Source organism: Pseudonocardia sp. TMWB2A, from assembly GCF_017312135.1.
The window spans coordinates 2,724,695-2,746,022 of sequence record NZ_QKQY01000002.1; the positions used below are offsets into that span (position 1 = coordinate 2,724,695).

27 protein-coding genes and 1 tRNA gene are annotated in these 21,328 nt (G+C 73.3%); 9 read left to right on the top strand and 19 right to left on the bottom strand.

What is annotated here, in order from left to right:
- Nucleotides 1-9: 9 nt before the first annotated feature.
- A complete protein-coding gene (locus DMP17_RS27625) occupies nt 10-1,416 on the bottom strand; it encodes an FAD-binding protein (protein WP_226354589.1) in 1,407 nt (468 codons plus the stop codon).
- Between DMP17_RS27625 and DMP17_RS27630 the strand changes: the two genes are divergently transcribed.
- Together DMP17_RS27630 and DMP17_RS27635 are read left to right on the top strand one after the other, a co-directional pair.
- Nucleotides 1,406-3,265, top strand: a complete 1,860-nt coding sequence (locus DMP17_RS27630) for a hypothetical protein (protein ID WP_337831034.1) — start codon at nt 1,406-1,408, stop codon at nt 3,263-3,265. The genes DMP17_RS27625 and DMP17_RS27630 overlap by 11 nt on opposite strands.
- Before the next feature lie 18 nt (nt 3,266-3,283).
- Complete coding sequence (locus DMP17_RS27635; RefSeq protein ID WP_226354591.1) at nt 3,284-3,874, top strand: DUF1707 SHOCT-like domain-containing protein; 591 nt, start codon at nt 3,284-3,286, stop codon at nt 3,872-3,874.
- A gap of 9 nt (nt 3,875-3,883) precedes the next feature.
- Here DMP17_RS27635 and DMP17_RS27640 read toward each other — a convergent pair whose 3' ends face one another.
- From DMP17_RS27640 to DMP17_RS27655, 4 genes are read right to left on the bottom strand one after another with little or no spacing between them, the layout of a single operon-like run.
- Nucleotides 3,884-4,624: an ABC transporter permease gene (locus tag DMP17_RS27640; protein WP_226354592.1), complete on the bottom strand. Its 741-nt coding sequence runs from the start codon at nt 4,622-4,624 to the stop codon at nt 3,884-3,886.
- Nucleotides 4,621-5,493, bottom strand: coding sequence for an ABC transporter ATP-binding protein (locus DMP17_RS27645; protein ID WP_226354593.1), 873 nt, complete (start codon nt 5,491-5,493; stop codon nt 4,621-4,623). Before DMP17_RS27645 ends, DMP17_RS27640 begins: the two co-directional genes overlap by 4 nt.
- A complete protein-coding gene (locus DMP17_RS27650; protein ID WP_226354594.1) occupies nt 5,490-5,807 on the bottom strand; it encodes a transcriptional regulator in 318 nt (105 codons plus the stop codon). Before DMP17_RS27650 ends, DMP17_RS27645 begins: the two co-directional genes overlap by 4 nt.
- Nucleotides 5,804-6,415, bottom strand: coding sequence for a hypothetical protein (locus DMP17_RS27655; protein WP_337831035.1), 612 nt, complete (start codon nt 6,413-6,415; stop codon nt 5,804-5,806). Before DMP17_RS27655 ends, DMP17_RS27650 begins: the two co-directional genes overlap by 4 nt.
- Nucleotides 6,416-6,575: 160 nt before the next feature.
- On the opposite strand from DMP17_RS27655, the gene DMP17_RS27660 reads away from it, so the two are divergent.
- Nucleotides 6,576-7,031, top strand: a complete 456-nt coding sequence (locus DMP17_RS27660) for a GtrA family protein (protein WP_308016874.1) — start codon at nt 6,576-6,578, stop codon at nt 7,029-7,031.
- A gap of 24 nt (nt 7,032-7,055) precedes the next feature.
- Here DMP17_RS27660 and DMP17_RS27665 read toward each other — a convergent pair whose 3' ends face one another.
- The 6 genes from DMP17_RS27665 to DMP17_RS27690 all read right to left on the bottom strand — a co-directional run bounded on the left by DMP17_RS27665 (nt 7,056) and on the right by DMP17_RS27690 (nt 12,412).
- On the bottom strand, nt 7,056-8,069 hold the full coding sequence (locus DMP17_RS27665; protein ID WP_337831036.1) for a hypothetical protein: 1,014 nt from the start codon (nt 8,067-8,069) through the stop codon (nt 7,056-7,058).
- A gap of 177 nt (nt 8,070-8,246) precedes the next feature.
- Nucleotides 8,247-9,152, bottom strand: a complete 906-nt coding sequence (glfT1, locus tag DMP17_RS27670; protein ID WP_337831037.1) for a galactofuranosyltransferase GlfT1 — start codon at nt 9,150-9,152, stop codon at nt 8,247-8,249.
- Nucleotides 9,149-9,901: a galactan export ABC transporter ATP-binding subunit Wzt/RfbE gene (gene wzt / locus DMP17_RS27675; protein WP_226354598.1), complete on the bottom strand. Its 753-nt coding sequence runs from the start codon at nt 9,899-9,901 to the stop codon at nt 9,149-9,151. The genes glfT1 and wzt overlap by 4 nt, the downstream gene beginning before the upstream one ends.
- A gap of 6 nt (nt 9,902-9,907) precedes the next feature.
- Nucleotides 9,908-10,774: a galactan export ABC transporter permease subunit Wzm/RfbD gene (wzm, locus tag DMP17_RS27680; protein WP_179761407.1), complete on the bottom strand. Its 867-nt coding sequence runs from the start codon at nt 10,772-10,774 to the stop codon at nt 9,908-9,910.
- An 87-nt stretch (nt 10,775-10,861) separates the two neighbouring features.
- Nucleotides 10,862-11,410 (bottom strand): bacterial proteasome activator family protein, encoded by a 549-nt coding sequence (locus DMP17_RS27685; protein ID WP_226354599.1) that lies wholly within the window; start codon nt 11,408-11,410, stop codon nt 10,862-10,864.
- Nucleotides 11,411-11,425: 15 nt separating this feature from the next.
- Complete coding sequence (locus tag DMP17_RS27690) at nt 11,426-12,412, bottom strand: NAD(P)H-quinone oxidoreductase (RefSeq protein WP_226354600.1); 987 nt, start codon at nt 12,410-12,412, stop codon at nt 11,426-11,428.
- A 54-nt stretch (nt 12,413-12,466) separates the two neighbouring features.
- On the opposite strand from DMP17_RS27690, the gene DMP17_RS27695 reads away from it, so the two are divergent.
- The gene (locus DMP17_RS27695) at nt 12,467-13,153 is read left to right on the top strand and encodes a GNAT family N-acetyltransferase (protein ID WP_337831038.1); all 687 of its coding nucleotides are present in this window, start codon (nt 12,467-12,469) and stop codon (nt 13,151-13,153) included.
- Here DMP17_RS27695 and DMP17_RS27700 read toward each other — a convergent pair.
- On the bottom strand, nt 13,146-13,745 hold the full coding sequence (locus DMP17_RS27700; RefSeq protein WP_337831039.1) for a VC0807 family protein: 600 nt from the start codon (nt 13,743-13,745) through the stop codon (nt 13,146-13,148). The genes DMP17_RS27695 and DMP17_RS27700 overlap by 8 nt on opposite strands.
- A gap of 14 nt (nt 13,746-13,759) precedes the next feature.
- Nucleotides 13,760-14,614 carry an alpha/beta fold hydrolase gene (locus tag DMP17_RS27705; protein ID WP_226368143.1) on the bottom strand — a complete coding sequence of 285 codons (855 nt, stop codon included), beginning with the start codon at nt 14,612-14,614 and terminating at the stop codon, nt 13,760-13,762.
- 82 nt (nt 14,615-14,696) lie between these two features.
- Here DMP17_RS27705 and DMP17_RS27710 point away from each other — a divergent pair, with 82 nt between their 5' ends.
- Nucleotides 14,697-15,287, top strand: a complete 591-nt coding sequence (locus DMP17_RS27710) for a TetR/AcrR family transcriptional regulator (protein ID WP_226354604.1) — start codon at nt 14,697-14,699, stop codon at nt 15,285-15,287.
- Here the strand turns inward: DMP17_RS27710 and ypfJ are convergent.
- Both ypfJ and DMP17_RS27720 read right to left on the bottom strand, forming a co-directional pair.
- Nucleotides 15,284-16,219, bottom strand: coding sequence for a KPN_02809 family neutral zinc metallopeptidase (ypfJ, locus tag DMP17_RS27715; RefSeq protein WP_337831040.1), 936 nt, complete (start codon nt 16,217-16,219; stop codon nt 15,284-15,286). The genes DMP17_RS27710 and ypfJ overlap by 4 nt on opposite strands.
- An 80-nt stretch (nt 16,220-16,299) precedes the next feature.
- Entirely contained in the window at nt 16,300-17,163 is an 864-nt protein-coding gene (locus tag DMP17_RS27720) for an AraC family transcriptional regulator (RefSeq protein ID WP_337831041.1), read from the bottom strand.
- 83 nt (nt 17,164-17,246) lie between these two features.
- Here DMP17_RS27720 and DMP17_RS27725 point away from each other — a divergent pair, with 83 nt between their 5' ends.
- The 3 genes from DMP17_RS27725 (at nt 17,247) to DMP17_RS27735 (ending at nt 19,047) form a co-directional block, all read left to right on the top strand.
- Nucleotides 17,247-18,002, top strand: a complete 756-nt coding sequence (locus DMP17_RS27725) for a class I SAM-dependent methyltransferase (protein ID WP_337831042.1) — start codon at nt 17,247-17,249, stop codon at nt 18,000-18,002.
- A 23-nt stretch (nt 18,003-18,025) separates the two neighbouring features.
- Nucleotides 18,026-18,111 (top strand) — tRNA-Ser (locus DMP17_RS27730).
- Nucleotides 18,112-18,507: 396 nt separating this feature from the next.
- Nucleotides 18,508-19,047 (top strand): hypothetical protein, encoded by a 540-nt coding sequence (locus DMP17_RS27735; protein ID WP_226354608.1) that lies wholly within the window; start codon nt 18,508-18,510, stop codon nt 19,045-19,047.
- On the opposite strand, the gene DMP17_RS27740 is transcribed toward DMP17_RS27735, so the two are convergent.
- Genes DMP17_RS27740 through DMP17_RS27755 form a run of 4 tightly spaced genes read right to left on the bottom strand, consistent with a single transcriptional unit; the run spans nt 19,025 to nt 20,742 of the window.
- Entirely contained in the window at nt 19,025-19,582 is a 558-nt protein-coding gene (locus tag DMP17_RS27740) for a nitroreductase family protein (RefSeq protein WP_226354609.1), read from the bottom strand. The genes DMP17_RS27735 and DMP17_RS27740 overlap by 23 nt on opposite strands.
- 21 nt (nt 19,583-19,603) lie before the next feature.
- A complete protein-coding gene (locus DMP17_RS27745; RefSeq protein ID WP_226354610.1) occupies nt 19,604-19,798 on the bottom strand; it encodes a hypothetical protein in 195 nt (64 codons plus the stop codon).
- Between the two features lie 9 nt (nt 19,799-19,807).
- A complete protein-coding gene (locus tag DMP17_RS27750; protein WP_337831043.1) occupies nt 19,808-20,230 on the bottom strand; it encodes a DUF6194 family protein in 423 nt (140 codons plus the stop codon).
- Between the two features lie 53 nt (nt 20,231-20,283).
- Entirely contained in the window at nt 20,284-20,742 is a 459-nt protein-coding gene (locus tag DMP17_RS27755; protein WP_226354612.1) for an SRPBCC family protein, read from the bottom strand.
- Nucleotides 20,743-20,808: 66 nt separating this feature from the next.
- On the opposite strand from DMP17_RS27755, the gene DMP17_RS27760 reads away from it, so the two are divergent.
- A complete protein-coding gene (locus DMP17_RS27760; RefSeq protein WP_226354613.1) occupies nt 20,809-21,309 on the top strand; it encodes a DinB family protein in 501 nt (166 codons plus the stop codon).
- Nucleotides 21,310-21,328: the final 19 nt, after the last annotated feature.

Here is a 21,328-nt window from a genome sequence, read left to right on the forward strand (position 1 = left end):
CTCCGGACGTCAGAGGGTCAGTGCGAGGCGGCGGGACATGTCGGAGGCGAAGACGCCGGCCGGGTCGACGCCGTCGCGGATCGCCTTCCACTCGGCGAACCGCGGGTAGCCGGCGGCGAAGGCCTCCGGCGACGTGCGCGACTCCTTCGCCAGGTACAGCCGCCCGCCGGCGGCCAGCACCATCTCGTCGAGCTCCGTGCAGAACCGGGACAGCCCGTTCGCGATCGGGAAGTCGACGGTGATCGTCCAGCCCTTCGTCGGGAACGACAGCGGTGCGTCGTTGCCCGCGCCGAAGCGCTTGAACACGTTCAGCCCGGACTTGTGCGGCGACGCCGCGATCTTCTCCAGGATCCGGCGCAGCTCGGTCTCCGCCCCCATCGGGACGACGAACTGGTACTGCAGGAAGCCCTTCGAGCCGTAGACCCGGTTCCAGTCCCCGAACACGTCGAGCACCTGGTAGAAGGCCGTGATGTTCTGCACCGAGCCGCGCTGGCGCTTCGGGGCCTTGCGGAACCACAGCTCGGAGAACGCGGTCAGCGACAGCTTGTTGGCCAGCCCGTTCGGGAAGACGTCCGGGAAGGTCAGCAGCTGCGGCGCGTCGAACTTCAGCGGCTCGGAGCGCAGCTTCGCGGGGAGCTGGTCGACGGTCGCGAGCGAGCCGCGGGTCAGCACCGACCGGCCCATCCGGGCTCCGGTCGCGGTGGTGTCGAACCAGGCGGCCGAGTAGCCGTAGGTGTCGTCGGAGCCGTCGGTGAGCAGCTCCAGCAGGCCGTCGAGGTCGTCGGTGCGGTCGGTGTCGACCACGAAGTACGCCGACTCGGTCCGGTGCAGCCGCACCTTCGCCCGCACGATGACGCCGGTCAGGCCCATCCCGCCGACGGTCGCCCAGAACAGCTCCGAGTCCGGCCCGGACGGGGTCAGCTCGCGGACCGAGCCGTCCGCGGTCACCAGCTGCAGCCACTCGACGTGGTTGCCGAAGCTGCCCTTGGTGTGGTGGTTCTTGCCGTGCACGTCGGCGCCGATCGCCCCGCCGATCGTGACCTGGCGGGTGCCCGGCAGCACCGGGACCCACAGCCCGAGCGGCAGCGCGGCCCGCATGAGCTGGTCCAGGCTGACGCCCGCGTCCACGTCCGCGACGCCGGTGTCCGGGTCGATGGCGTGGATCCGGCTCAGGCCCGGCATGTCGAGGACGACACCGCCCGCGTTCTGCGCCGGGTCGCCGTAGGAACGGCCGAGCCCGCGGGCGATCACGCCGCGCTCGCCCGCCGTGCGGACGGCCTCGGCCACGTCCTCGGCGTCGCGCGGGGTGACGAGCTGGGCGATCGTCGGTGCGGTCCGTCCCCAGCCGTGCAGGGAGGCGGTCCGTCGCGCGGGGGCGTCGGTCCTGGTGCTGCTGGGAACGGTCGTGTCCGTCATCGTCGCCAGGGTAGCGAGGCGCACCGACGACGACGGGTGCGACCCTGGGCGGGTGCTCGACGAGCGGCAGGTCCGCCTCCCGCTGCCACCGGCGCGGCGCCGGGGCGCGACCGCGGGGCTGTACGTGCTGCTCGGGCTCGGGTACCTGCTGGTCTCGCTGTGGCTGCAGCGCCGCGTGCTCGCCGACCCGGGCGGCCTGCTGATCGGGCACGTCACCGCCGACGCCGACATGTTCGCCTGGTGGATCCACTGGTTCCCGTTCGCCGTGACGCACGGACAGAACCCACTGGTCACCGACTGGATGCACTGGCCGTACGGGCTGAACGCGCTGTGGAACACCGCGGTGCCGCTGCTGGCGCTGGCGCTCGCCCCGGTGACCCTGGTCGCGGGCTCGGTGACCGCGTTCAACGTCGGCCTGGTCCTCGGTCCGGTCGTCTCCGGCCTGGTCCTGGTCGCCGCGCTCGGCCCGTACGTGGGCCGGACCGGCCGCGGCTGGGCCGCCCGCGGGATCGCCGGTGCGCTGTACGCCTTCTCCCCGTTCCACCTCGCGCACGCGATCGCCGGGCACCTCAACCTCACGTGGTCGGTGCTGCCGCCGCTGCTCCTGCTGCTCGCCCACCACCTGTTCGCGCGCGGGCCGCTGCGCCGGCCGTGGCGGGTCGGCGCGCTGGCCGGGCTCGCCCTGGTCGGGCAGCTCGTCCTCTACACCCAGACCCTCGCCATCGGCGTGATCTTCCTGGTCGTCACCGCGGTGGTGCTCGCGCTGCGGTTCCCGCGCCGGGTCCGCGCGCAGCTGCCGGGGCTGGTCCGGGCCGGGCTGGCCTGCGTCGGGGTGTTCGTGGTGCTCGGCGCGTACCCGCTGTATCTGGTGCTGGCCGGGCCGAACCGCCCGCGCGGCGCGATCCGCAACGTGCACGCCACCGGCGCGGACCTGGCGAACCTGCTCGTCCCGACCCGGCTGACCGCCGTGCGGACGACGCCCGACGGCGTCGACACCGAGCTCGGCGGCCACATCGGCGAGCAGGGCGGCTACGTCGGTCTCGCCGTGCTGGCGCTGGTCGTCGTCGCGGTGCTGGTCGTCCGGTCGACGACGCTGCGGGTCGTCGCCGCGGTGGGGTTCCTGTCCTGGGTCGCCTCGCTCGGCACGAGCGTGGTGCTGCTGGGCGACTACACGGGGATCCCGCTGCCCTGGCTCGGGTTCGCCGAGGTGCCGCTGCTGTCGGAGGTCGAGCCGGTCCGCATCCAGGTGGTGACGGCGCTGTGTGTGGCCGTCGTCGTCGCGCTGTGGGTGGACCGGATGCCGCTCGACACCCCGGCGACGGCTGTCGGTGCCGTCACCCTGACCGCGCTGGCGGTGGTGTCCTGGCTGCCCGCCGACGCCCAGGAGGTCCGGCCCGCGCCGGTGCCCGCCTTCTTCGCGGCCGGGGCGGCGCCGCTGGGCCCGGCCGACGTCGTCGAGATCTACCCGCGGATCACCGCGGCCTGGGACGACGGCGCGCAGGGCCTGCGCTGGCAGGCCGCCTCCGGCCCCGCGTTCCGCATCCGCGGCGGCTACTTCATCGCCTCCGACCCGCAGGACGACGTCGCGATCCAGTCCCGCTGGAACCGCTACCAGATCGGCGCGCAGTGGGTCGCCGACGGCAAGAACGACCCCAGCGACGACTACACCGCCGCCGCCCACCGCGAGCTGCGCGACCTGGGGATCACCGCCGTCGTGTTCGTCCCCGGGTACGCCGGCGGCGACGAGGCCCGTGCGCTGGACTGGACCCGGCGGGTCACCGGCGACCCCGGCCGGTTCGACGGCGGGGTGTGGCTGTTCCGGTTGCCCGGCACGGCCCCGGTCGGCTGACCGATCTAGGCTGGACGGGTGACCGGTCCGGGGAGCCACGAGATCAGGATCTCCGACGCCGACCGCGAACGCGTCGCCGAGCGGCTCAACCGCGCGATGGCCGAGGGCCGCATCTCGGTCGACGAGCTGCAGGAGCGGCTGTCGGTCGTCTACGGAGCCCGGTTCGGCTCCGATCTCGTGCCGGTGCTGTCCGACCTGCCCGGCGACCCGTTGAACCTCTCGGCGGACGTTCTCGCCACCCCCGTCGGCCCACCGACCGTGCTGCGCGGCGGCGTCGGCGGGGTCAAGCGCCGCGGCGACTGGGCGGTCCCGGCCCGGCTGCGGGTGCAGACCTCGCTCGGCGCGGTCCTGCTGGACTTCTGCGACGCGCAGCTGCCCATGCCCGTCGTCGAGGTGGAGCTGGAGCTCGGCGCCGGGTCGGCCCGGCTGCTGGTCCCGGAGAACGCCACCGCCGACGTCGACGGCCTCGTCTCCCAGTACGGCTCGGTCCGCTCGAAGATGCCCAGCCGCGCCGTCCACGGCCGCCCGCACTTCCGCGTCTACGGCCGGACGGCCGCCGGCTCGGTCACGGTGCGGCCCCGCTACACCTTCGCCGGCCGCCACTTCTGAGCGCCGGGCTCATCGGAAGCGGCGCCCCTCGTCGCGGCGGTACGCCCAGCCCACCAGCAGCGCCAGCCCGACCGTCCACACCGCGAACGCGCCCAGCGCCAGACCGCTCGGGACCGGTCCGCCGAGCGACCAGAGCAGCAGGTCACGGGCCCCGCGGGTGGGCAGCACCTCGGTCGCGCGGGCCAGCCAGCCGGGGAACAGCTCCGGCGGCAGCAGCAGCCCGCCACCGAAGGCCATCGGGAAGAACGCCAGCTGGGTCACCGGCAGCGCGGCCTTGGTCGGCAGCGAGTAGCCGATCGCGAGCCCGCCGAACAGGAACGGCAGCCCGGCCACCAGCAGCGTCACGAACGCGAGCGGCAGCCGCACCGGTTCCACGTACGCCGGCGTGAGCAGCGCCCCCAGCACGACCACCGGCAGCATCCCGAGCAGCGCGAACAGCGCCCCGACCGCGAGCCGCCCCAGGACCCGGGCCGACGGCGGCGCCGGCAGCGTCCGCAGGTACGGGTCCCACGGCTTCTCCCGGTCGTCGGCCACGCCCACGCCGAAGGTGAACAGGAACCCGCTGAGCACGCCGAACAACGCGAGCTGGGCGACCGCGCGGGTCGCCGCGGCCGGGTCGTCGCCCCAGTCGAACGGCAGCACGAAGAAGCACAGGGTCAGGGCCGGGAACAGCGCGGTGGACAGCACCGCGACCGGGATCCGCAGCTGCTCCAGGATCAGGTAGCGGGCGTGCGCTGCGGCGATGCTCACGACGGGCCTCCGGTCAGGGTCAGGAACGCGTCCTCCAGCGACGCCCGGGACACCGACAGGCCGGTGAAGGGCACGTCGTGCCGGACGAGGGTGCGGACCAGCTCGTCGGCGTCGGCGGTGTGCAGGGTGACGTGGTCGCCGTCGCGCTCGGTCCGCTCGACGCCGGGCAGGTCGGGGAGGGCCGCCGCACGGAAGGACACCCGCCCGACCCGGACGGCCCCGCGGACGGCGTCGACGTCGCCGTCGGCGCGGATCCGGCCACCCGCCAGGACGACGACGCGCTCGGCCAGCGACTCGATCTCGTCCAGGTAGTGGGTGGTCAACAGGACCGTCCCGCCGCCGGCGTGGAACGCGCGCACGGTGTCCCACAGGGCACGGCGGCCCTCGACGTCCAGGCCGGTCGTCGGCTCGTCGAGCAGCACCAGCCGGGGGCGGCCGATGAACGCGAGCGCGAGTGCGAGGCGGCGCTTCTGGCCGCCGGACAGCCCGCCCGCCTGGCGTCGTTCCAGCCCGTCGAGGCCGAAGCGCTCCAGCAGCTCACCGGCCCCGACCGGGTCGGGGAAGTGGGCGCCGACGAACCGGACGATCTCCCCGACGCGCAGTGTGTCCGGCAGCCCGGTCTGCTGCGGGGTGGTGCCCAGCGCGACCCGGTTCGCCGCGTCGCGCGGGTCCCCGCCGAACAGCCGCACCGTGCCGGTGTCCGGTCGGCGCAGCCCGGACACGAGGTTGACCAGCGTCGACTTGCCCGCCCCGTTCGGTCCGAGCAGGCCGGTCAGACTGCCGGGCTCCAGGACGAGGTCGACGTCGTCGAGGGCGACGGTGTCGCCGTAGCGGCGGGTCACCCCGTGCAGCTCCACCGGTGCGGTCACGACGGCACCTCCGACGGGTCGGCGGCCGGGTCGAGCAGCGTCCGCAGCGCGGCCGTGTAGTCCTCGAAGGCCCGCCTGCCCGTTCTCGTCAGCTCGACGAAGGTCACCGGGGTGCGCCGCTGGTGGGTCTTGGTGATCGCGACGTAGCCCGCGTCCTCCAGCTTGCGCAGGTGGGTGGACAGGTTGCCCGCGGTCATGCCGAGCAGCTCCTGCAGGCGCGGGAAGGTCATGCGGTCGCCGTCGTCGAGGGCGGCGAGGGTGGCGGTGACCCGCAGCCGGGCCTGGGCGTGGATGACGGGGTCGAGCTCGGTCACCGGACCGCCCGCGCCCGCGTCCACAGCCCGGTGGCGACCGGTGCGCCCCCGCCGACGACGGCCAGTGCCAGCGCGTGCCACGGCGCCGGGACGAACGGCAGCGCCGCGCCGAGCACCAGCAGGCCGAGCCCGAGCGCGTAGTCGGGGATGTTGCGCCAGACCGCGGCCCCGACCGCGAACAGACCGCCGGTGACGAACACGAACAGCGCGGGCATGGCGAACCCGACCGGCGCCCCGAGCCGGCCCAGGCCGACCGTCAGTGCGACGACGCCGATCATCGCCACCGGCCACACCCAGCCGTAGAGGGCGCCGTGGAGCTGGCTCGGCCCGGTGACGCCGCGTCCCATCCGGGCGGCGACCAGACCGCTGCCGATCGACCCCCCGGCGATCGCCAGCCCCGTGAGGACGCCCGCGGTGGTCGCGGTGACCGCGCCGGTCCCGTTAGCGAACCAGGCGAGCCCGATGACCGCCCAGGCCGCGCCCCAGATCAAATAGAAGATCCAGTACGGCGGGATCTGCCGGGCCTGTTCGCGTTCGATGATCGCGAGCGCGTCGGCCGGTGAGCGCGGCGGCTGGTCGTCGACGTCGGTGTCCGTCCGGTCCTGCATGCTTCCCCCACTACCAACTGGTTTGCTCTGTCATCAACTTTGTACGGCAAAGTGCACTGTGTTGTCCACGGCCGCGTACGGATCGGCAGGTCGGAGGGGTACGACCTGCGCTCCGGTGGGTCGACGCCGTCGTTGCGGCGCGCGCCGCTACCCTCGATGGGTGACCGCCACCGAGCCCACCCGGGCCGAGCCCCCGGCCACCGGTCCGGCCGACGCCCCGGCCCCGCGCCTCGGCCTCGTCCGCCAGCTGGGCAGCTTCGTCGCGATCGGTGTGCTCTCCGCGATCGTCGACTTCGGCGTCTACCACCTGCTCCTGAACGCGGGCCTGTGGGTGCCGTTCGCCAAGGGCATCAGCTTCATCCTCGGTACGACGACGGCGTACCTGCTCAACAAGCGCTTCACCTTCACCGGCGCGAACACCGGCGGCCGCGCGAGGTTCGCCGGCTTCGTGGCCCTCTACGGCACGACCTTCGCCGTGAACGTCGGCGTGAACTCCCTGGTCCTGCACCTGCTGCCGCCGCTGACCTACGACACCAGCCTCGCCTGGCTGGTCGCGCAGGGTACGGCCACCGCGATCAACTTCGTCATGCTGCGCTGGGTCATCTTCAAGAACTGACCCCGCATCGAGCGTGGCGACCGGTCACGTCGCGCGGCGACCGCCGCGTGGGGTGCCACGCGACGTGACGGGGTGCCGTGTGGTCCCGAGACCGTGGGCGAGGCGGGCGACCATGCTGCCGTCGGCGAGGTCGGACCAGACCCATCGCACGACGGTCAGGCCCGCGGAACGGATGAGGTCCTCCCGCCGCTTCTCCTCCCAGAGCACCTCACCGAGATCCTGACCGGACCGCAGCGAGCGGCCGTACTTGACCCGGCCGTCGAACTCCCCGACCACTCCGTGCTCCGGCCAGGCGAAGTCGGTGCGGAACGGCAGACCGGGGACCTCCCACTGGGTCGCCGGGGCCGGGAGGCTCGCGAGGTGCATCCGGAACCGGCTACGCGATTCACCGGGGCTCTCGGAGCGGGCGTCCGCCAGCGCGATGACACGCCGTGCCGCGGGCGTGCCGACGCGTCCGCCGAACCGGGAGAGCACCTCGGACAGCTCGTCGACCGTGGTCGCGCCGGCCGGCCGGGGCTCGGACCGCGGTCGCGGCCGGACGTGCTGGTGCAGGGCCGCATCGACCGTCACCAGCGTCTGCTCGGCGGGTACCGTCCGAGCCAGGTCGACGAGTGTCCGGGCCGGCGAGGTGACCAGCAGGCCGTCGAGCTCGCGGACGTCGTCGGCCGGTAGCGGAGCCCGGTGCACGGAGGTGCCATGGCGGTTCCGGCCGCCACCGGTGCTGCGTTCCCGTACGGCGTGCACCCGGTCGAGAGGCAGGTTCCAGACCGGGAGCCCGAGGACGAGGGCCGCGGTGACATGGCCGAAGACCGAGCCGGGAGCGAGGTGCGGCGCGGTGGCCCGGGCTCGGAGCAGGTGGGCCTGCACCGGCGAGCGCGGTTGGTCGTCACCGAGCCGGTAGGAGCCCCGCCGGACCGGGACGAGCACGCGGGCGCGGACGAGGCGGTCGATCTCGTCGACGGCGAGGCCCGCACCCAGCAACGCCGACCGGTGCAGGAGCCCGGCCGGATCCGGAGGCAGGTGGTCGAGGCGATCCATGCCCCCGACACTGCCGCCGCCCGACACCGGCCACCGACAACCCCACCGCCCTGTGGATGAACCTGCCGGTTGTGGACAGGTTCGTGGCGACCCGTCACATCCCGCGGCACCCGCCGCGGTGGTCGCCGCACGACGTCACCGGTCGCCACGCCAGATCGTGGGCTGTGGGGGCGACGGTCAGGGGGCGCGGTGGAACTGTTCCCGGCGGCCCTGTCTCAGGAGGGTGAGCCAGTCGCGGAACCCTCGGGGGTCGCGTTTCGTGACCAGGAAGTACCAGGCGAACCGCGGCAGCTCCAGGAGGCCGATCCTGCGCATCCCGGGCTGGGACATCAGGTAGCCCCGGTTGCGGTAGGTGTAGTAGCGCTTGACCTCGTCGCCCGGGTCCTGGGCGTGCAGCCGCCCCCCGAGCATCGGCTTGAACTCGTCGGAGCCGTAGGGGTGCAGGTAGGTGGCCTGCAGCGCGGTGCCGAAGGGCAGCCCGGACCGGACCATCCGGCGGTGCATCTCCACCTCGTCGCCGCGGACGAACAGGCGCAGGTCCGGCACCCCGATGACCTCCAGCGTGGAGGCCCGGAAGAGGGCGCCGTTGAAGAACGAGGCAATCCCGGGGAGCAGGTCGTCGGGGCCCAGCGCCGAGCGGGACCGGTGCCAGGTGACGCCGCGGCGCAGCGGGAAGGCGAGGCGGTCCGGGTCGGCCTTGTCGGCGACCACCGGTGACACCGCGGCGAGTCCGTGCCGCGACGCGACGTCGAGCAGCGTGGCGAGGGTGGACTCGTCGGCGGCGTGGCCGTCGTCGTCGGCCAGGAAGATCCAGTCCGCGCCCATGGCGAGTGCGTGCAGCATCCCCAGGGCGAAGCCGCCCGCGCCGCCGAGGTTGGACCACGAGGGGAGCCACGTCGTCGGCAGCGGGCAGGCCTCGACGGCGTCGCGCGCGGGCAGGTCCGGCCCGTTGTCGACGACGATCAGGTGCGCCAGCGGGTGGGTCTGCTTCGCCATCGCCGCGAGCGAGTCGACGAGCAGCTCGGCCCGGTGCCGCGTGACGATGACGCCGACGACCGAGCCGGGCGGGAGCGGTCCGGTCACGACGGGGTCCGCCCCTTGTAGTGGTCGAGGACGTCGTGCAGTGGGCCGTACTCCTTGATCGTCCCGTGCTCCATCCACAGCGCGGTGTCGCACAGGTCGGCGAGGAACTCGTCGGAGTGCGAGGCGAAGACCAGGATCCCGGAGCGGTCGACGAGCTCGTGGAGCCGGTCGCGGGCCTTGTTCAGGAACTCCGCGTCGACGGCGCCGATGCCCTCGTCGAGCAGCAGGATCTCGGGGTCGATCGAGGTGACGACGCCGAGCGCGAGCCGCACCCGCATGCCCGTCGAGTACGCCCGCAGCGGCATCTCCAGGTAGTCGCCCAGCTCGGTGAAGGCGGCGATGTCGTCGATCCGCGCCTCCATCTGCTTGCGCGTCATGCCCAGGAACAGGCCGCGGATCAGGATGTTCTCGTAGCCGGAGATCTCCGGGTCCATCCCGACGGCGAGGTCGAAGACGGGCGCGACCTTCCCGCGGACCAGCGAGCGGCCGCGGGTGGGCTCGTAGATGCCGGCCATCAGCCGCAGCAGCGTGGACTTGCCGGCGCCGTTGTGCCCGACGAGCGCGACGCGGGCGCCCTTGTCCAGGCTGACGGTGATGTCGCGCAGCGCCTCGATGATCGGCACCTTGGCGTCGGTGCCGATCCGGCCGCCCGCCTTGCCGAGGACGGCCTTCTTCAGCGACCGCGTCTTGGCGTCGAAGATCGGGAAGTCGACGGCGGCGCGGTCGATCCGGATGCGGGGTTCAGTCACAGAGGTTCACACCCAGTACGCGACGCGGGAGCGGTAGTTGCGCAGGCAGATCAGGGCCGCGGCCCAGCCGACGATCGTGATCACGCCCGTGACCAGCCAGTACCGGCCGACGATCTCCTGGCCGAGCAGCGGCTGGCGCACGATCTCGACGAAGTGGAAGACCGGGTTCAGCTCGACCAGCTGGGCGCGCTCGCGCGCGGCCGGGTTGTCGCTGAGGATGTCGACCGACCAGACGATCGGGGTCAGGTAGAAGACCAGCTGGGTGACGCTGGCGATGATCGGGGGGATGTCCCGGAACCGGGTCGCGAGGATCCCGGCGAGGATCGCGACCCAGGCGCCGTTGATCGCCAGCAGCACGAACGCCGGGATCGCCAGCAGCGTCGACAGCCCCAGCGGATGCGGGAACACGATCATCAGCACGACCCAGACGACCAGGTTGTGCAGGAAGAACAGCGTCTGCCGCCACACGAGCCGGTAGATGTGCAGGCTCAGCGGGGCGGGCAGGAACTTGATCAGGCCCTCGTTGGCGATGAAGACCTCGCTGCCCTCGAGGATGCAGCCGGACACGAAGTTCCAGATCAGCAGCCCGACGGCGACGTGCGGCAGGAACGTCGCCAGCGAGATCTGGAACAGCGCCGAGTAGAGGATCCCCAGGCCGAGGGCGATGACGCCCATGCTGATGGAGATCCACAGCGGTCCCAGGACGGAGCGGCGGTAGCGCTGCTTGATGTCCTGCCAGCCGAGGTAGCCCCACAGCGGCCGTTGCCGCCAGCCCTGGGCGAGGTCCGCGAAGGCCCGCCGCCAGCTGCGCGGGCTCGACACCTCGGACGGGTCGACGACGTCACCCGGCTCGTCGGTCACGGTCACGGCCACCCGGTGAGGGTACTCAGACGCCGTCCGCGGGCCCGGCAGGGGAGGCCCCGGCCGGGACACCGCGAAACCGCAGGTCGTCGACGTGCGTCAGAGGTACTGCCCGGTTCCCCGGCCCATGCCCTCGGGGACGCCGCCCTGCTCCGGCCCACCGCCGACGCCCGGGGGCAGCCCGCGACGCATCTGCTCGAGCTGGGCACGGGCGGCCATCTGCTGGGCGAACAACGCGGTCTGGATGCCGTGGAACAGGCCCTCCAGCCAGCCGACCAGCTGGGCCTGGGCGATCCGCAGCTCACCCTCCGACGGGATCTTGTCCGCCGTGAACGGCAGGCTGAGCCGCTGCAGCTCCTCGCGCAGCTCCGGCGCGAGGCCCTCCTCGAGCTCCTTGACGGAGTTCTCGTGGATCTCCTTGAGCCGCTCGCGGGACGCCTCGTCCAGCGGCGCGGCCTTCACCTCCTCGAGCAGCTGCTTGATCATGGTGCCGATCCGCATGACCTTCGCGGGCTGCTCCACCATCGACGCGGGGCTCTGCCCCTCGTCGTCCTGCGGAACCGAGGCCATGCCCACCGGACGCCCGTCGGCGCCGACCACCACGACCCGGTCCTCGGGGGTCTCCTGCTCGTCGCTCATGCCCGCCATTCTGGACCCGCCCGCTCAGGAGTTCACGAGGAGGAGCTTGCCGGTCACACCACCGGCGTCCAGCCTGCGGTGCGCGTCGGCGGCGTCGGACATCGCGAACCGCTCGAAGATCACCGGCTTCACCCGGCCGTCGGCGAACAGCGGCCAGACGTTCTCCCGGACGCCGTCGACGATCTCGGCCTTCGAGTGCGGACCGTCGACCGGGCGGCCGCGCAGGCCCATCGCCGAGACGTGGCCGCGCTTGGCCAGCAGCGCGCCGATGTTGAGCTCCGCCTTCACCCCGCCCTGCATCCCGATGATCATCAGCCGGCCGTCGCGGGCCAGCGCGGACAGGTTGTTCGCCAGGCCCTTGGCGCCCATGTTGTCGAGGATGACGTCGGCGCCGTGGCCGTCGGTGGCCTTCTTCAGCTCCTCGGCGATGTCGTCGTGGTAGTCGATGACGATGTCGGCGCCCAGGTCGCGGCAGAACCGCATCCGGTCGGCGTGGCCCGCGGTGGCGGCGACGCGCGCGCCGAACGCCTTCGCGACCTGGATCGCGTGCGTTCCGATGCCCGACGAGCCGCCCTGGACCAGGAACGTCTCGCCCTCGGCGAGCCGGCCCTCCAGGAACACGTTCGACCAGACGGTGCAGGCGACCTCGGGCAGCCCGCCGGCGTCGGTCAGGGAGACGCCCTCGGGGACCGGGAGCAGCTGCGGGGCCGGGACGGCGACCTTCGTCGCGTAGCCGCCGCCGGCGAGCAGGGCGCACACCTCGTCGCCGACCGACCAGCCGGTCACGCCGTCACCGAGCGCGGCGATCCGGCCCGCGCACTCCAGGCCGAGGATCTCCGACGCGCCGGGCGGGACCGGGTAGTTCCCCTGGACCTGCAGGAGGTCGGCCCGGTTGACGGCCGAGGAGACGACGTCGAGCACGACCTCGCCCGGGCCGGGCTCGGGGTCGGGCACCTCCGCCCACGTCATCTGCTCGGGTCCGCCGTACTCGGTCAGGGTGATCGCCCACATGGGAGCCGACGGTATTCCGTGGCGCGCCCGTCGGCGATCCGGCACGGTCGACCGATGGACGTGCTCCCCGCGCCGATCGACCCGGTGCCCGACCCGTGGCCGATGTCCGGGCTGACCCTGCGGACCCCGCGCCTGGAGCTGCGCGTCGAGGACGACGCGTCGGTCCGGGAGCTGGTCGCGGCCGTGCACGAGAGCGGGATCCACCCGTCGTCGGAGATGCCGTTCCGCGTCCCGTGGACCCGCGCCGACCCGCGGCACCTGGGGCGCGGGATCGCGCAGTACGTCTGGTCGAACCGCGCGAAGGCGTCACCGGACTGGTGGACGCTGCAGTTCGTCGTGCGCGCCGAGGGCCGGGTGGTCGGCCTGCAGGACGTCGTGGGGGACCGGTTCGGCGTGCGTCGCGAGGTCGCGACCGGCTCGTACCTGGTGCGACGGGCGCAGGGGCGCGGCTACGGCACCGAGATGCGGGCCGCGGTGCTGGCCTTCGCCTTCGACCATCTCGGCGCGCTGGCGGCGCGCTCGGAGTACGTCGAGGGCAACCCGAGGTCCGCGGCCGTGTCGGCCCGGCTCGGGTACCGCGACGACGGCACCGCCACGATCGACCACGGCGACGCCCGGGTCACCGAGTACCGGGTGCTGCTCACGCGGGAGGCGTTCGTGCGGCCCGGGTGGCGGCTCGGCGTCGACGGGTACACCGCCGACCTGGCGGGGTTCCTCGCTGCCGACCCGCCGGTCAGCTGAAGATCAGCTCGCGGTGGCGGGGCAGTCGCAGCCACACCTGCCCGCCGACGAGCAGCACCGCCAGCACGGCGAACCACTGCACGGCGTGCACCGCGGGCACCACGTCGACCGGCAACGTGTACGCGATCAGCACCCGCAGCGCGGCGTCGAGGAACAGGCCCGTGGCCCAGCCGGCCGTCAGCCACCGCCAGATCCCGCGGAACCGCGCGGAGGAGGCCCAGCGGCGGTCCCAGTCGTCGGGGCTGTGGCCGGCCTCGGTGAGCGTGAGCCTGCCGATCGTGAACAGCACCGGCCGGGCCGAGGGCACGCTCGCGAGCATCACCACGCCCAGGGCCGCGGTCACCAGGGCCTCGCGGGCGAGCAGGACGCGGTCGCCGCCGCCGAGCAGCGCGGTCGTCGCGCTCGCCACGCACAGGACGAGCACGAGCACCGCGAACCACTCGACGCGCCGGTGCCGCACGAGCCCCCACAGCGCCCGTGCCGCCGGGACCGCGGCCCCGGCGAGCAGCGCCGGCCCGGCCGCGACGCCGACCGCCCGCAGGCCGTAGAACAGCACCAGCGGCGCCACGACGTCGCCGACGACGGTGGTCACGAGCTCCCGGCGCCTCACGACGCCGCCACCAGCGACGACAGCCGCTCGGCGACGCGCTCCGGGAACTCGCCGGGCAGCGCGTGCGTGGCGTCCGGCCACACCTCGACGGTGCCGCGCGGCAACAGCGCGGCCTGCGCACGGGCCCGGCCGGCGTCGAGCATCGTGCTGCGCCCGCCGAGCAGCACCAGGCTGCGGACCCCGACCGCTGCCACGTCCCGGGCGCTGGGCAGCGGTGGCAGCGGGACCGCGGAGGCGTAGCCGGACAGGCCCGCCTCGATCAGCCGGGCGACCGGGTCGTCGGCGACGTCGGCGCCGCCACCCAGCCGGGCGACGAACCGGCGGCGCAGCCACGACGGGGCACCCGGCAGCGCACCGAGCGAGGCGGCCACCGTGCCGGCCGGGATGCGTGTGAAGGTCAGGGCCGGGTCGAGCAGGGTGAGCGTGCGGATCCCGGCCGGGGAGCGGCGGGCGACCTCGAACGCCAGACGCCCACCCATCGAGGTCCCGACGAGGTGGCACGGGCCGAGCGCGTCGAGCACCCCGCGCAGCCAGCGGACCTGGTCGCCGACCGACCGGAGCGGCACGTCCTGGGTGCTCGCCCCGGGGCCGCCGAGCGGGTCGACGAGGTGCACGGTCGCCCGGCGGCGCAGCGCGGGCACGTTCGGCGCCCAGCCCACCCCCGGCGAGCCCGCCCCGGGCAGCAGGACGAACGGTGTCCCGGGTGGCCCGTCGCAGGTCAGGACGCGGACGACGCCGTGCGTGGTGGTGATGTCACGGCTGCTCGTCGGCCCCAGGGCGGCGACCGCGTCGTCGTGGAGCGCGCGGAAGCGGTCCCGGGCCGCGGTGTCGGTGAAGTGTCCGGTGCGCATCGTCCCCCCGTTTCGCGATACGATCGGACTGTAAAAGCGGACGGAGCTTTTTGCAAGCCGATCGGACCGGAACGAGGTGGAGATGCCGAGGGTGGTCGACCACGGGCAGCGCCGTGGGGAGATCGCGGAGGCGCTGTGGCGGGTCGCCGCGGCCGAGGGGCTGGAGGCGGTCAGCCTGGCCCGGGTCGCGGAGGAGGCGGGGGTCTCGAAGGGCCGGGTCCAGCACTACTTCGCCTCGCGCGACGAGCTGCTGGACTTCGCCGCGCAGCAGCTGCAGCTGCGGGTGGACGGACGGGTGCGCGCCCGGATGGCGGCGGCCGCGCCGTCGTCGCCGCTGGGGGAGGTCCGCGCCCTGCTTACCGCGCTGCTCCCGCTCGACGACGACGCCCGCACCGATGCCCGCGTCGGCTCCGCCTTCCTCATCCGGGCGCTCGGCGACGACCGGCTGCGTGAGACCTACCGGACGGGCAACCGCCTGGTCCACACGGCCGTCGCCGAGCGGCTCACCGCGGCCCGCGACGCCGGTGAGCTCACCGGGCTCGACCCGGCCCGGGAGGCGACCGTGCTGCTCGCGCTGGCCGGTGGCCTCGCGGAGTCCGTCCTGCTCGGCGACGCCGACGGTGCCGGTGCGCTCGCCGTGCTGGACCACCAGCTCGGGCGGCTGCGGCCCTAGCCGAGGCTGCGCGCGGCGAAGGTGTCGCAGGAGTCGGGGTTGCCGCTCTGCAGGCCGGTGGTGAACCACTTCTCGCGCTGCGCGGAGCTGCCGTGGGAGAACTGCGACTCGTCGACCCGGCCGCCACCCAGGTTGGACTGGATGTAGTCGTCGCCGATCCGGGACGCGGTGTCGAGGGCGGCGTCGATGTCGGACTGGTTCAGCTCGCTGATCAGCGGCCGCCCCGACGGGCCGGGCGTCGTCGTCGCGTGGTTCGTCCAGACGCCCGCGTAGCAGTCGGCCTGAAGCTCCAGACGCACCGAGCCGGAGGTGGGGCCGGTGTCGTTGCCGGCCTTGCGGTTGGTGCCGAGCAGGTTCTGGATGTGGTGGCCGTACTCGTGGGCCATCACGTAGGCCTGCGAGAACGGTCCGCCCTGCGCGCCGAAGCGGGTCTGCAGCTCCTGGAAGAAGGTGAGGTCGATGTAGATCTCGGAGTCGGCCGGGCAGTAGAACGGCCCGCTGTCCGACGACGCCGAGCCGCAGCCGTCGGTGCTCACCCCACCGGAGAAGAAGTTCGTCCGGGGTTTCGTGAAGCCGGAGGAGAACTGGGTGGCCCAGAAGTCGTCGAGGGAGTTGACGACGGCGACGACGCGGCAGTCCGTCGAGGTGTTCGCCGAGGCGCCGGTGGCGCAGTTCTGCTGCAGCGACGAGTTGTCCGCGGTCTGGCCGGAGCCGACCTGGTCGAGCCCCGGGTAGCCGCCGCCCGCGCCCATGCCGGACATGTCGACGCCCGCGAAGTTCGACAGCAGCAGGTACAGGATGACGCCGACGAGGCCCAGGCCGCCGCCCGCGCCTGCCACCCGGCCGCCGACCCCGCCGCCCCGGCCACCGCCGGATCCGCGCAGGTCGTCCACGCCGGACGTGTCGAGCCGGGCGTTCTCGTCGAACCGCACGTCGTCCTCCCGAGATGAGACCGGGGGAATCCCACCACACCGCGCCGGACCGCACCGGCGCGGACGTCCCCCGCCACCCGTCAGGGGGTCCCTGAGCCGGCCCGCCAGGTCGCGGCGCTGACGCCGTGCGCGGCCCGGAAGCGGCGGGCGAAGTAGCCGGGGTCGGGGTAGCCGACCCGGGCGCCCACCTCGGCGACCGGGAGGTCGGTGGAGGCGAGCAGCCGCCGTGCCTCCCGCATCCGGCGCTCGGTGATCCACTGCTGGACGGTCCGCCCGGTCCCGCGCCGGACGACGGTCGTCAGGTGCCCGGGGGTGAGCCCGACGGCCGCGGCGACGTCGCGCAGCGACAGCTGCCCGGCGAACCGCTCCTCGACGACGGCGAACACCGCCGCGAGCAGCGGGTCGCCCGACTCGGCGGGTACGTCGTCGACGAGCCGGCCGAGCGCCACCAGCAGCAGGGTGAGGTGGGCGCGGGCGGCCTCGGCGTGACCGTCGCGGCGGCGGGTCAGCTCGTCGTCGAGGTCGACGAGGCGGGCCCGCCAGGTCGCCCGGTCCGCCGGTGGGACGCCGATCCGCTGCCCGCCACCACGGTGGCGCCCGACGAACGGTGCGAGCAGCGGATGGTCCTGCCAGGACGCGGGTGCGACCGCCTCCGCGGGGAAGACGACCGACCACAGCTCGCCGGGTGGCGCCGAGGTCTCCGCGGCGTGGTCGACCACGGCTCCGGGTGCGATGACGAACGCATCGCCCTCGGCGAGCCGCCAGACCTGCCCGTCGACCTGGTAGGTGCAGGTGCCGCGCACGACGTGCACGAGGGTGAGGAAGTCGTGCGCGTGCGGCCCCTGCACCCGCGGGAGCTGCACCGGCCCGTCGACGCGGTACGCCGCGATCGGTACCGGCGTGTGTGCGAAGCCGATCAGCGGGATGTCCGAACTTCGTCCCATCACGGCCACGGATAGTGCCTTGTTACCTGCTCGGAGGCCAGGGAGAGTCGATGGAGAACACGAAGTTCGTCCGAGGGGATCCGATGACCACGCACGCCCACACGCCCGCGCTCGTCAGCTCGCGGCTGCTGCCCGGCTACGACACCGTGGCCCGGCTCAGTGGCGCCGTCCCGATGTACTGGCGGCTGCTGGCCCAGGCCGGCATCGGCTCGCGGGACCGCGTGCTGGAGATCGGCTGCGGGACCGGGAACGTCCTGCTGCGCGCCAAGGAGGCCGTGCCGACGGCCACCGTGCGCGGCGTCGACCCCGACCCGGAGGCGGTCGCCATGGCCCGCCGCAAGGCCGCCGAGGCCGGCGTCGAGCTGGAGCTGCAGGTCGGTGTGGCCGAGGACCTGCCCCTCGACGACGGCAGCGTCGACCGGGTCCTCTCCTCGCTGATGCTGCACCACATCGCCGCCGACGCCCAGGTCGCGGCGCTGCGGGAGGCGCACCGCGTCCTGGCGCCGGGCGGGAGCCTGCACCTGGTCGACCTCGACCACGACCCGCGCACCGGCGGACGGATGCGCACCGTGAACAAGGCGCTGTCGCTGCTGGCCCGCCTCGACCCGGCCCACCGCCGCTCCCGGCACGGCGGTCACGGCGACCACGGTCACGGCGGTCACGGCGGTCACGGCGGTCACGGCGGTCACGGCCACGGGCACGGACACGGGCACGGGCACGGGCACGGGGCGCAGCCGGTGCCGGAGCTGCTCACGGCCGCGGGATTCACCGGCGCGACGGTGGTCGGGCACGGGACGACCAGGATGGGGCCGGTCACCTACTACCGCGCGGAGCGCTGAGCGGTCCCGTTACCCTCCCGTGCGGAAGCGTGGCAGAGCGGCCGAATGCACCCGCCTTGAAAGCGGGCGTCCGAAAGGACCGGGGGTTCGAATCCCCCCGCTTCCGCCAGACCGCCAGGTCACGGGCCTGGTTCGGTCCGCATAGTGGCACTCGGCGGTTCCACCGGACCCGGGATGACGACCGCCTACAGGCGTGCTCTCCGCCGGTCCCGGTAGGACCGTGCTCACTCGACCGCTCTGCGACTGCTTCCGCACGGTCGACGACGGAGCATCTGATGCGCCAGGCCTCTGCCCCATTGCCCGGTGCTCGCGGACCAGGGCTCGGACTCCGGTGTGTCGTACGGTGTCCGGCCGTCGCTCCGACAGCGGGTGACCTCGTCCTGAACCTCAGCAGCGGTCCGGTCACCCCCTGGCTCATGCCCTGTCTCTCGGGGCACTCTCGTATTAACACGGTATGTCAATCCGTTAGGCCGATACGGCAAGTCAAGCCGTGTATATTGTGCGCGTGGGCACACGGAAGACGAACCAGGTGGTCGACGGATGGTCGATCACAGCGATGTACGACGACCAGGTCAGTAGCCGTGGGCCGGCGCGATTGGTGATCGAGCCTGCGGAGGGAGCCGACTGGTACGCCACGGCCGGGGGGATCAGCTCCACCGTGCTCCGTCAGGTCGTCTTCACTCCGCCGACGGAACCGAGCGATCAGCAGGAGCGGGCCCACGTCCTCCTGAAGTACGCGGCAGCCGCGTTCGGCCCCTCGACTCCGGAGTACCTGTCGGTGTTGGCCATGGCGTACTCGTGCACCACGAACGTTCACAACCCCAGCGGAGTCCTGGCAGAACTCACGGGTCGGTCTCCCGGCACCGTCAAAGCGCACTTGGTCGCGGCCCGGAAAGCGGGTCTGTTGACCACTATCCCGCACCGCGCCGGGGGTGGACTGACGCATGAGGGAGCGATCATCCTGTCCAGGGTGATCAAGACCGCGAACGCACAGTCGTCGTCTACTACGGCGTTCCCGGAGGTTAGCCACGGGGCTCGATCCTGAGATGACGGTCGCTCCACCGCAGTTCCGCGCTCGCGCGACGTTCCCGCTCCGGTCGTCGGCCGGCACCGCGCCCGAACGCCGACACGGTCGTGACCTGCCAGTGCCCGGGCACGTCGAACTCAGCTGCGAGGCCGTCCCGGTCGAACGCCCGGAACTGGCGGGTCGCCAACCCGAGCGCCGCGGCCTGGACCGTCATGTGGGCCACGGCCTGGCCCAGGTCGTAGAGCGCGAACTCCGAGTACTCCCAGTCGGTCTCCTCGACGAGAACGTGACAGAGGTTGACGACGAGGACCGCCGCCGTCGGTGCCCAGTCGCGCGAGGCTCCGAGTACGTGCCGGACGATGCGGCGGTGCGTGTCGTCGCCGCGGCGTCCGGCGACGAAGGACCAGGGCTGCGAGTTCCCGGCGGACGGGGCCCAGCGGGCGGCCTCGATCAATAGCGCCACCTCGTCGTCGGACACCTGGTGGTCCTCGTCGAACAGGAGCGGGCTGAAGCGCCGGGACAGCAGCGGGTGCAGCCGGGGGGTGTCGTCCACGCGCCGATCATTCCGCTCGCACTACCAGCCTCGCCGCTCCAGCACGAAGGTCAGCAGCGCCGTCCCGTCGTCGAGCAGGGTCACCGTGTGCGATGCCATCAGCCACTCCTGGCCGAACGAGTCGAGCGGGTCGCCCAGCTCCAGCTCAGTGGCTCTGCCGGGCGACAGCGCGAGATCGTCCTGGGCGACACGCATCGTGATCAACCGGCGTTTCACCAGCTCAGCCTAGGCTCTCCGCCGGACCGCGTTCCCGTGCTTGCGGACGGCGAAGTCGTACGCGTCGTCGAGCAGCTCCCGCACCCGCGGCCAGGTCGTCTCCGGCTCCACCACCGCCACCCAGTGGTGGGCGGCGTAGACGGGGTGCGGGAACAGCACGTCACGGGTCGCCGGGTCGATGCCCGGATCGGTCGGGAACAGCTCCCGGTAGCGCGCGGTGGGCAGCCCCATGTTGAGCCGGAACGCTCCCGGGCGGTCGAGGTCGGACGCGGTGTCGTTCACGTCGGACCGCACCACGGTCGCCCAGCCCTGCCGGGGGCGCTGCTCGTAGTCGTGGTCCGGGTCGTGGATCGCGAACGCGTCCCCGTTGCCCTCGACGATCCGTGTGCCGGGGAACCCGGCCAGAACGGTGATCACCTGCTCGGCATCCATGCCGCCAGGTCAGCACCTTTCCATGATCGTTCGTCCGCCGGAAGTGTCGCGGATCACATCTTCTCGGCGGCTACGGCGAGCCGGTCGAGCGACGCGCGCAGCCGGTCGGCGGTGGTGTCGCGGGCCCGCTTCTGCCGGAACGTGTCCTCCGGGTCGAGCCCGCTCCAGTCGTAGGTGCAGGTCACACGGGTCCGGCCGGCGTTGAGCGGCTCCAGCTCCCACCGCCACAGGTGCCCCGGCGGCGGGCTGTCCGGCACCGACGGCAGCCAGGCCACCAGGCGTCCCTCGGTGAACTCGACGACCCGGTTCTCCCGCACGGTGCCCTGCGTCAGCAGCATCGAGAAGACGTCGCCGACGGCGCGGACCCGCTGGCCGGGGGCGGCCTCGGCGAGGTTGTCGTTGCCGTCCCACTCGGGCTGGCGGGCGGGGTCGGCGATCAGTTCGAAGATCGTTTCGGGCGCGGCGTCGATCTCCCGGCTGCTGCGCACCACGGTCGGCGGAGTGTCGGTCACGACCGCAGTGCACCACCGCCCGGCCGGGAGCGGAAGATGTCGGACCCCGCTGTCACGATCACGGGCATGACCGACCGCGCACACCCCCCGATGCAGGCCGACGCCCTCACCACGCTCACGGCCTGGCTCGACTTCTACCGCGCCACCCTGGTCGGGAAGTGCGACGACCTGACCGACGAGCAGCTGCGGACGGCGTCGGTGCCGCCGTCGTCGCTGACGTTGCTGGGCCTGGTGCAGCACCTGGCCGCCGTCGAACGGAACTGGTTCCGGCAGGTCCTGGGCGGCGAGGACGTGCCGCCGCTGCACCCGCGCGAGCCCGGGACCGGCCACGACGGCGGGTTCGAGCTCGGGAGCGCGGGCATCGTCGAGGCCCGCGCCGCCTGGGAGGAGGAGGTCGGCCGGGCCCGCGAGGTCGTCGAGGCGGCCGGGCCGGACGGCACCGGTTCCCTCGGTGGGAACGCGGTGTCGGTGGTCTGGATCCTCACCCACGTCATCGCCGAGTACGCCCGCCACGTCGGGCACGCCGACCTGGTCCGCGAGCGGATCGACGGGAGCACCGGCGTCTGAGACCGCCCGGCCGCGTTCC

Coding starts and splice junctions, on each gene's coding strand:
- DMP17_RS27655 (WP_337831035.1), bottom strand. CDS start 6,415: ATGCAGGACCGGACGGACACCGACGTCGACGACCAGCCGCCGCGCTCA.
- DMP17_RS27625 (WP_226354589.1), bottom strand. CDS start 1,416: ATGACGGACACGACCGTTCCCAGCAGCACCAGGACCGACGCCCCCGCG.
- DMP17_RS27685 (WP_226354599.1), bottom strand. CDS start 11,410: ATGGCGGGCATGAGCGACGAGCAGGAGACCCCCGAGGACCGGGTCGTG.
- DMP17_RS27695 (WP_337831038.1), top strand. CDS start 12,467: ATGGACGTGCTCCCCGCGCCGATCGACCCGGTGCCCGACCCGTGGCCG.
- DMP17_RS27705 (WP_226368143.1), bottom strand. CDS start 14,614: ATGCGCACCGGACACTTCACCGACACCGCGGCCCGGGACCGCTTCCGC.
- DMP17_RS27725 (WP_337831042.1), top strand. CDS start 17,247: ATGACCACGCACGCCCACACGCCCGCGCTCGTCAGCTCGCGGCTGCTG.
- DMP17_RS27720 (WP_337831041.1), bottom strand. CDS start 17,163: ATGGGACGAAGTTCGGACATCCCGCTGATCGGCTTCGCACACACGCCG.
- DMP17_RS27760 (WP_226354613.1), top strand. CDS start 20,809: ATGACCGACCGCGCACACCCCCCGATGCAGGCCGACGCCCTCACCACG.
- DMP17_RS27710 (WP_226354604.1), top strand. CDS start 14,697: ATGCCGAGGGTGGTCGACCACGGGCAGCGCCGTGGGGAGATCGCGGAG.
- DMP17_RS27750 (WP_337831043.1), bottom strand. CDS start 20,230: ATGGATGCCGAGCAGGTGATCACCGTTCTGGCCGGGTTCCCCGGCACA.
- DMP17_RS27665 (WP_337831036.1), bottom strand. CDS start 8,069: ATGGATCGCCTCGACCACCTGCCTCCGGATCCGGCCGGGCTCCTGCAC.
- DMP17_RS27690 (WP_226354600.1), bottom strand. CDS start 12,412: ATGTGGGCGATCACCCTGACCGAGTACGGCGGACCCGAGCAGATGACG.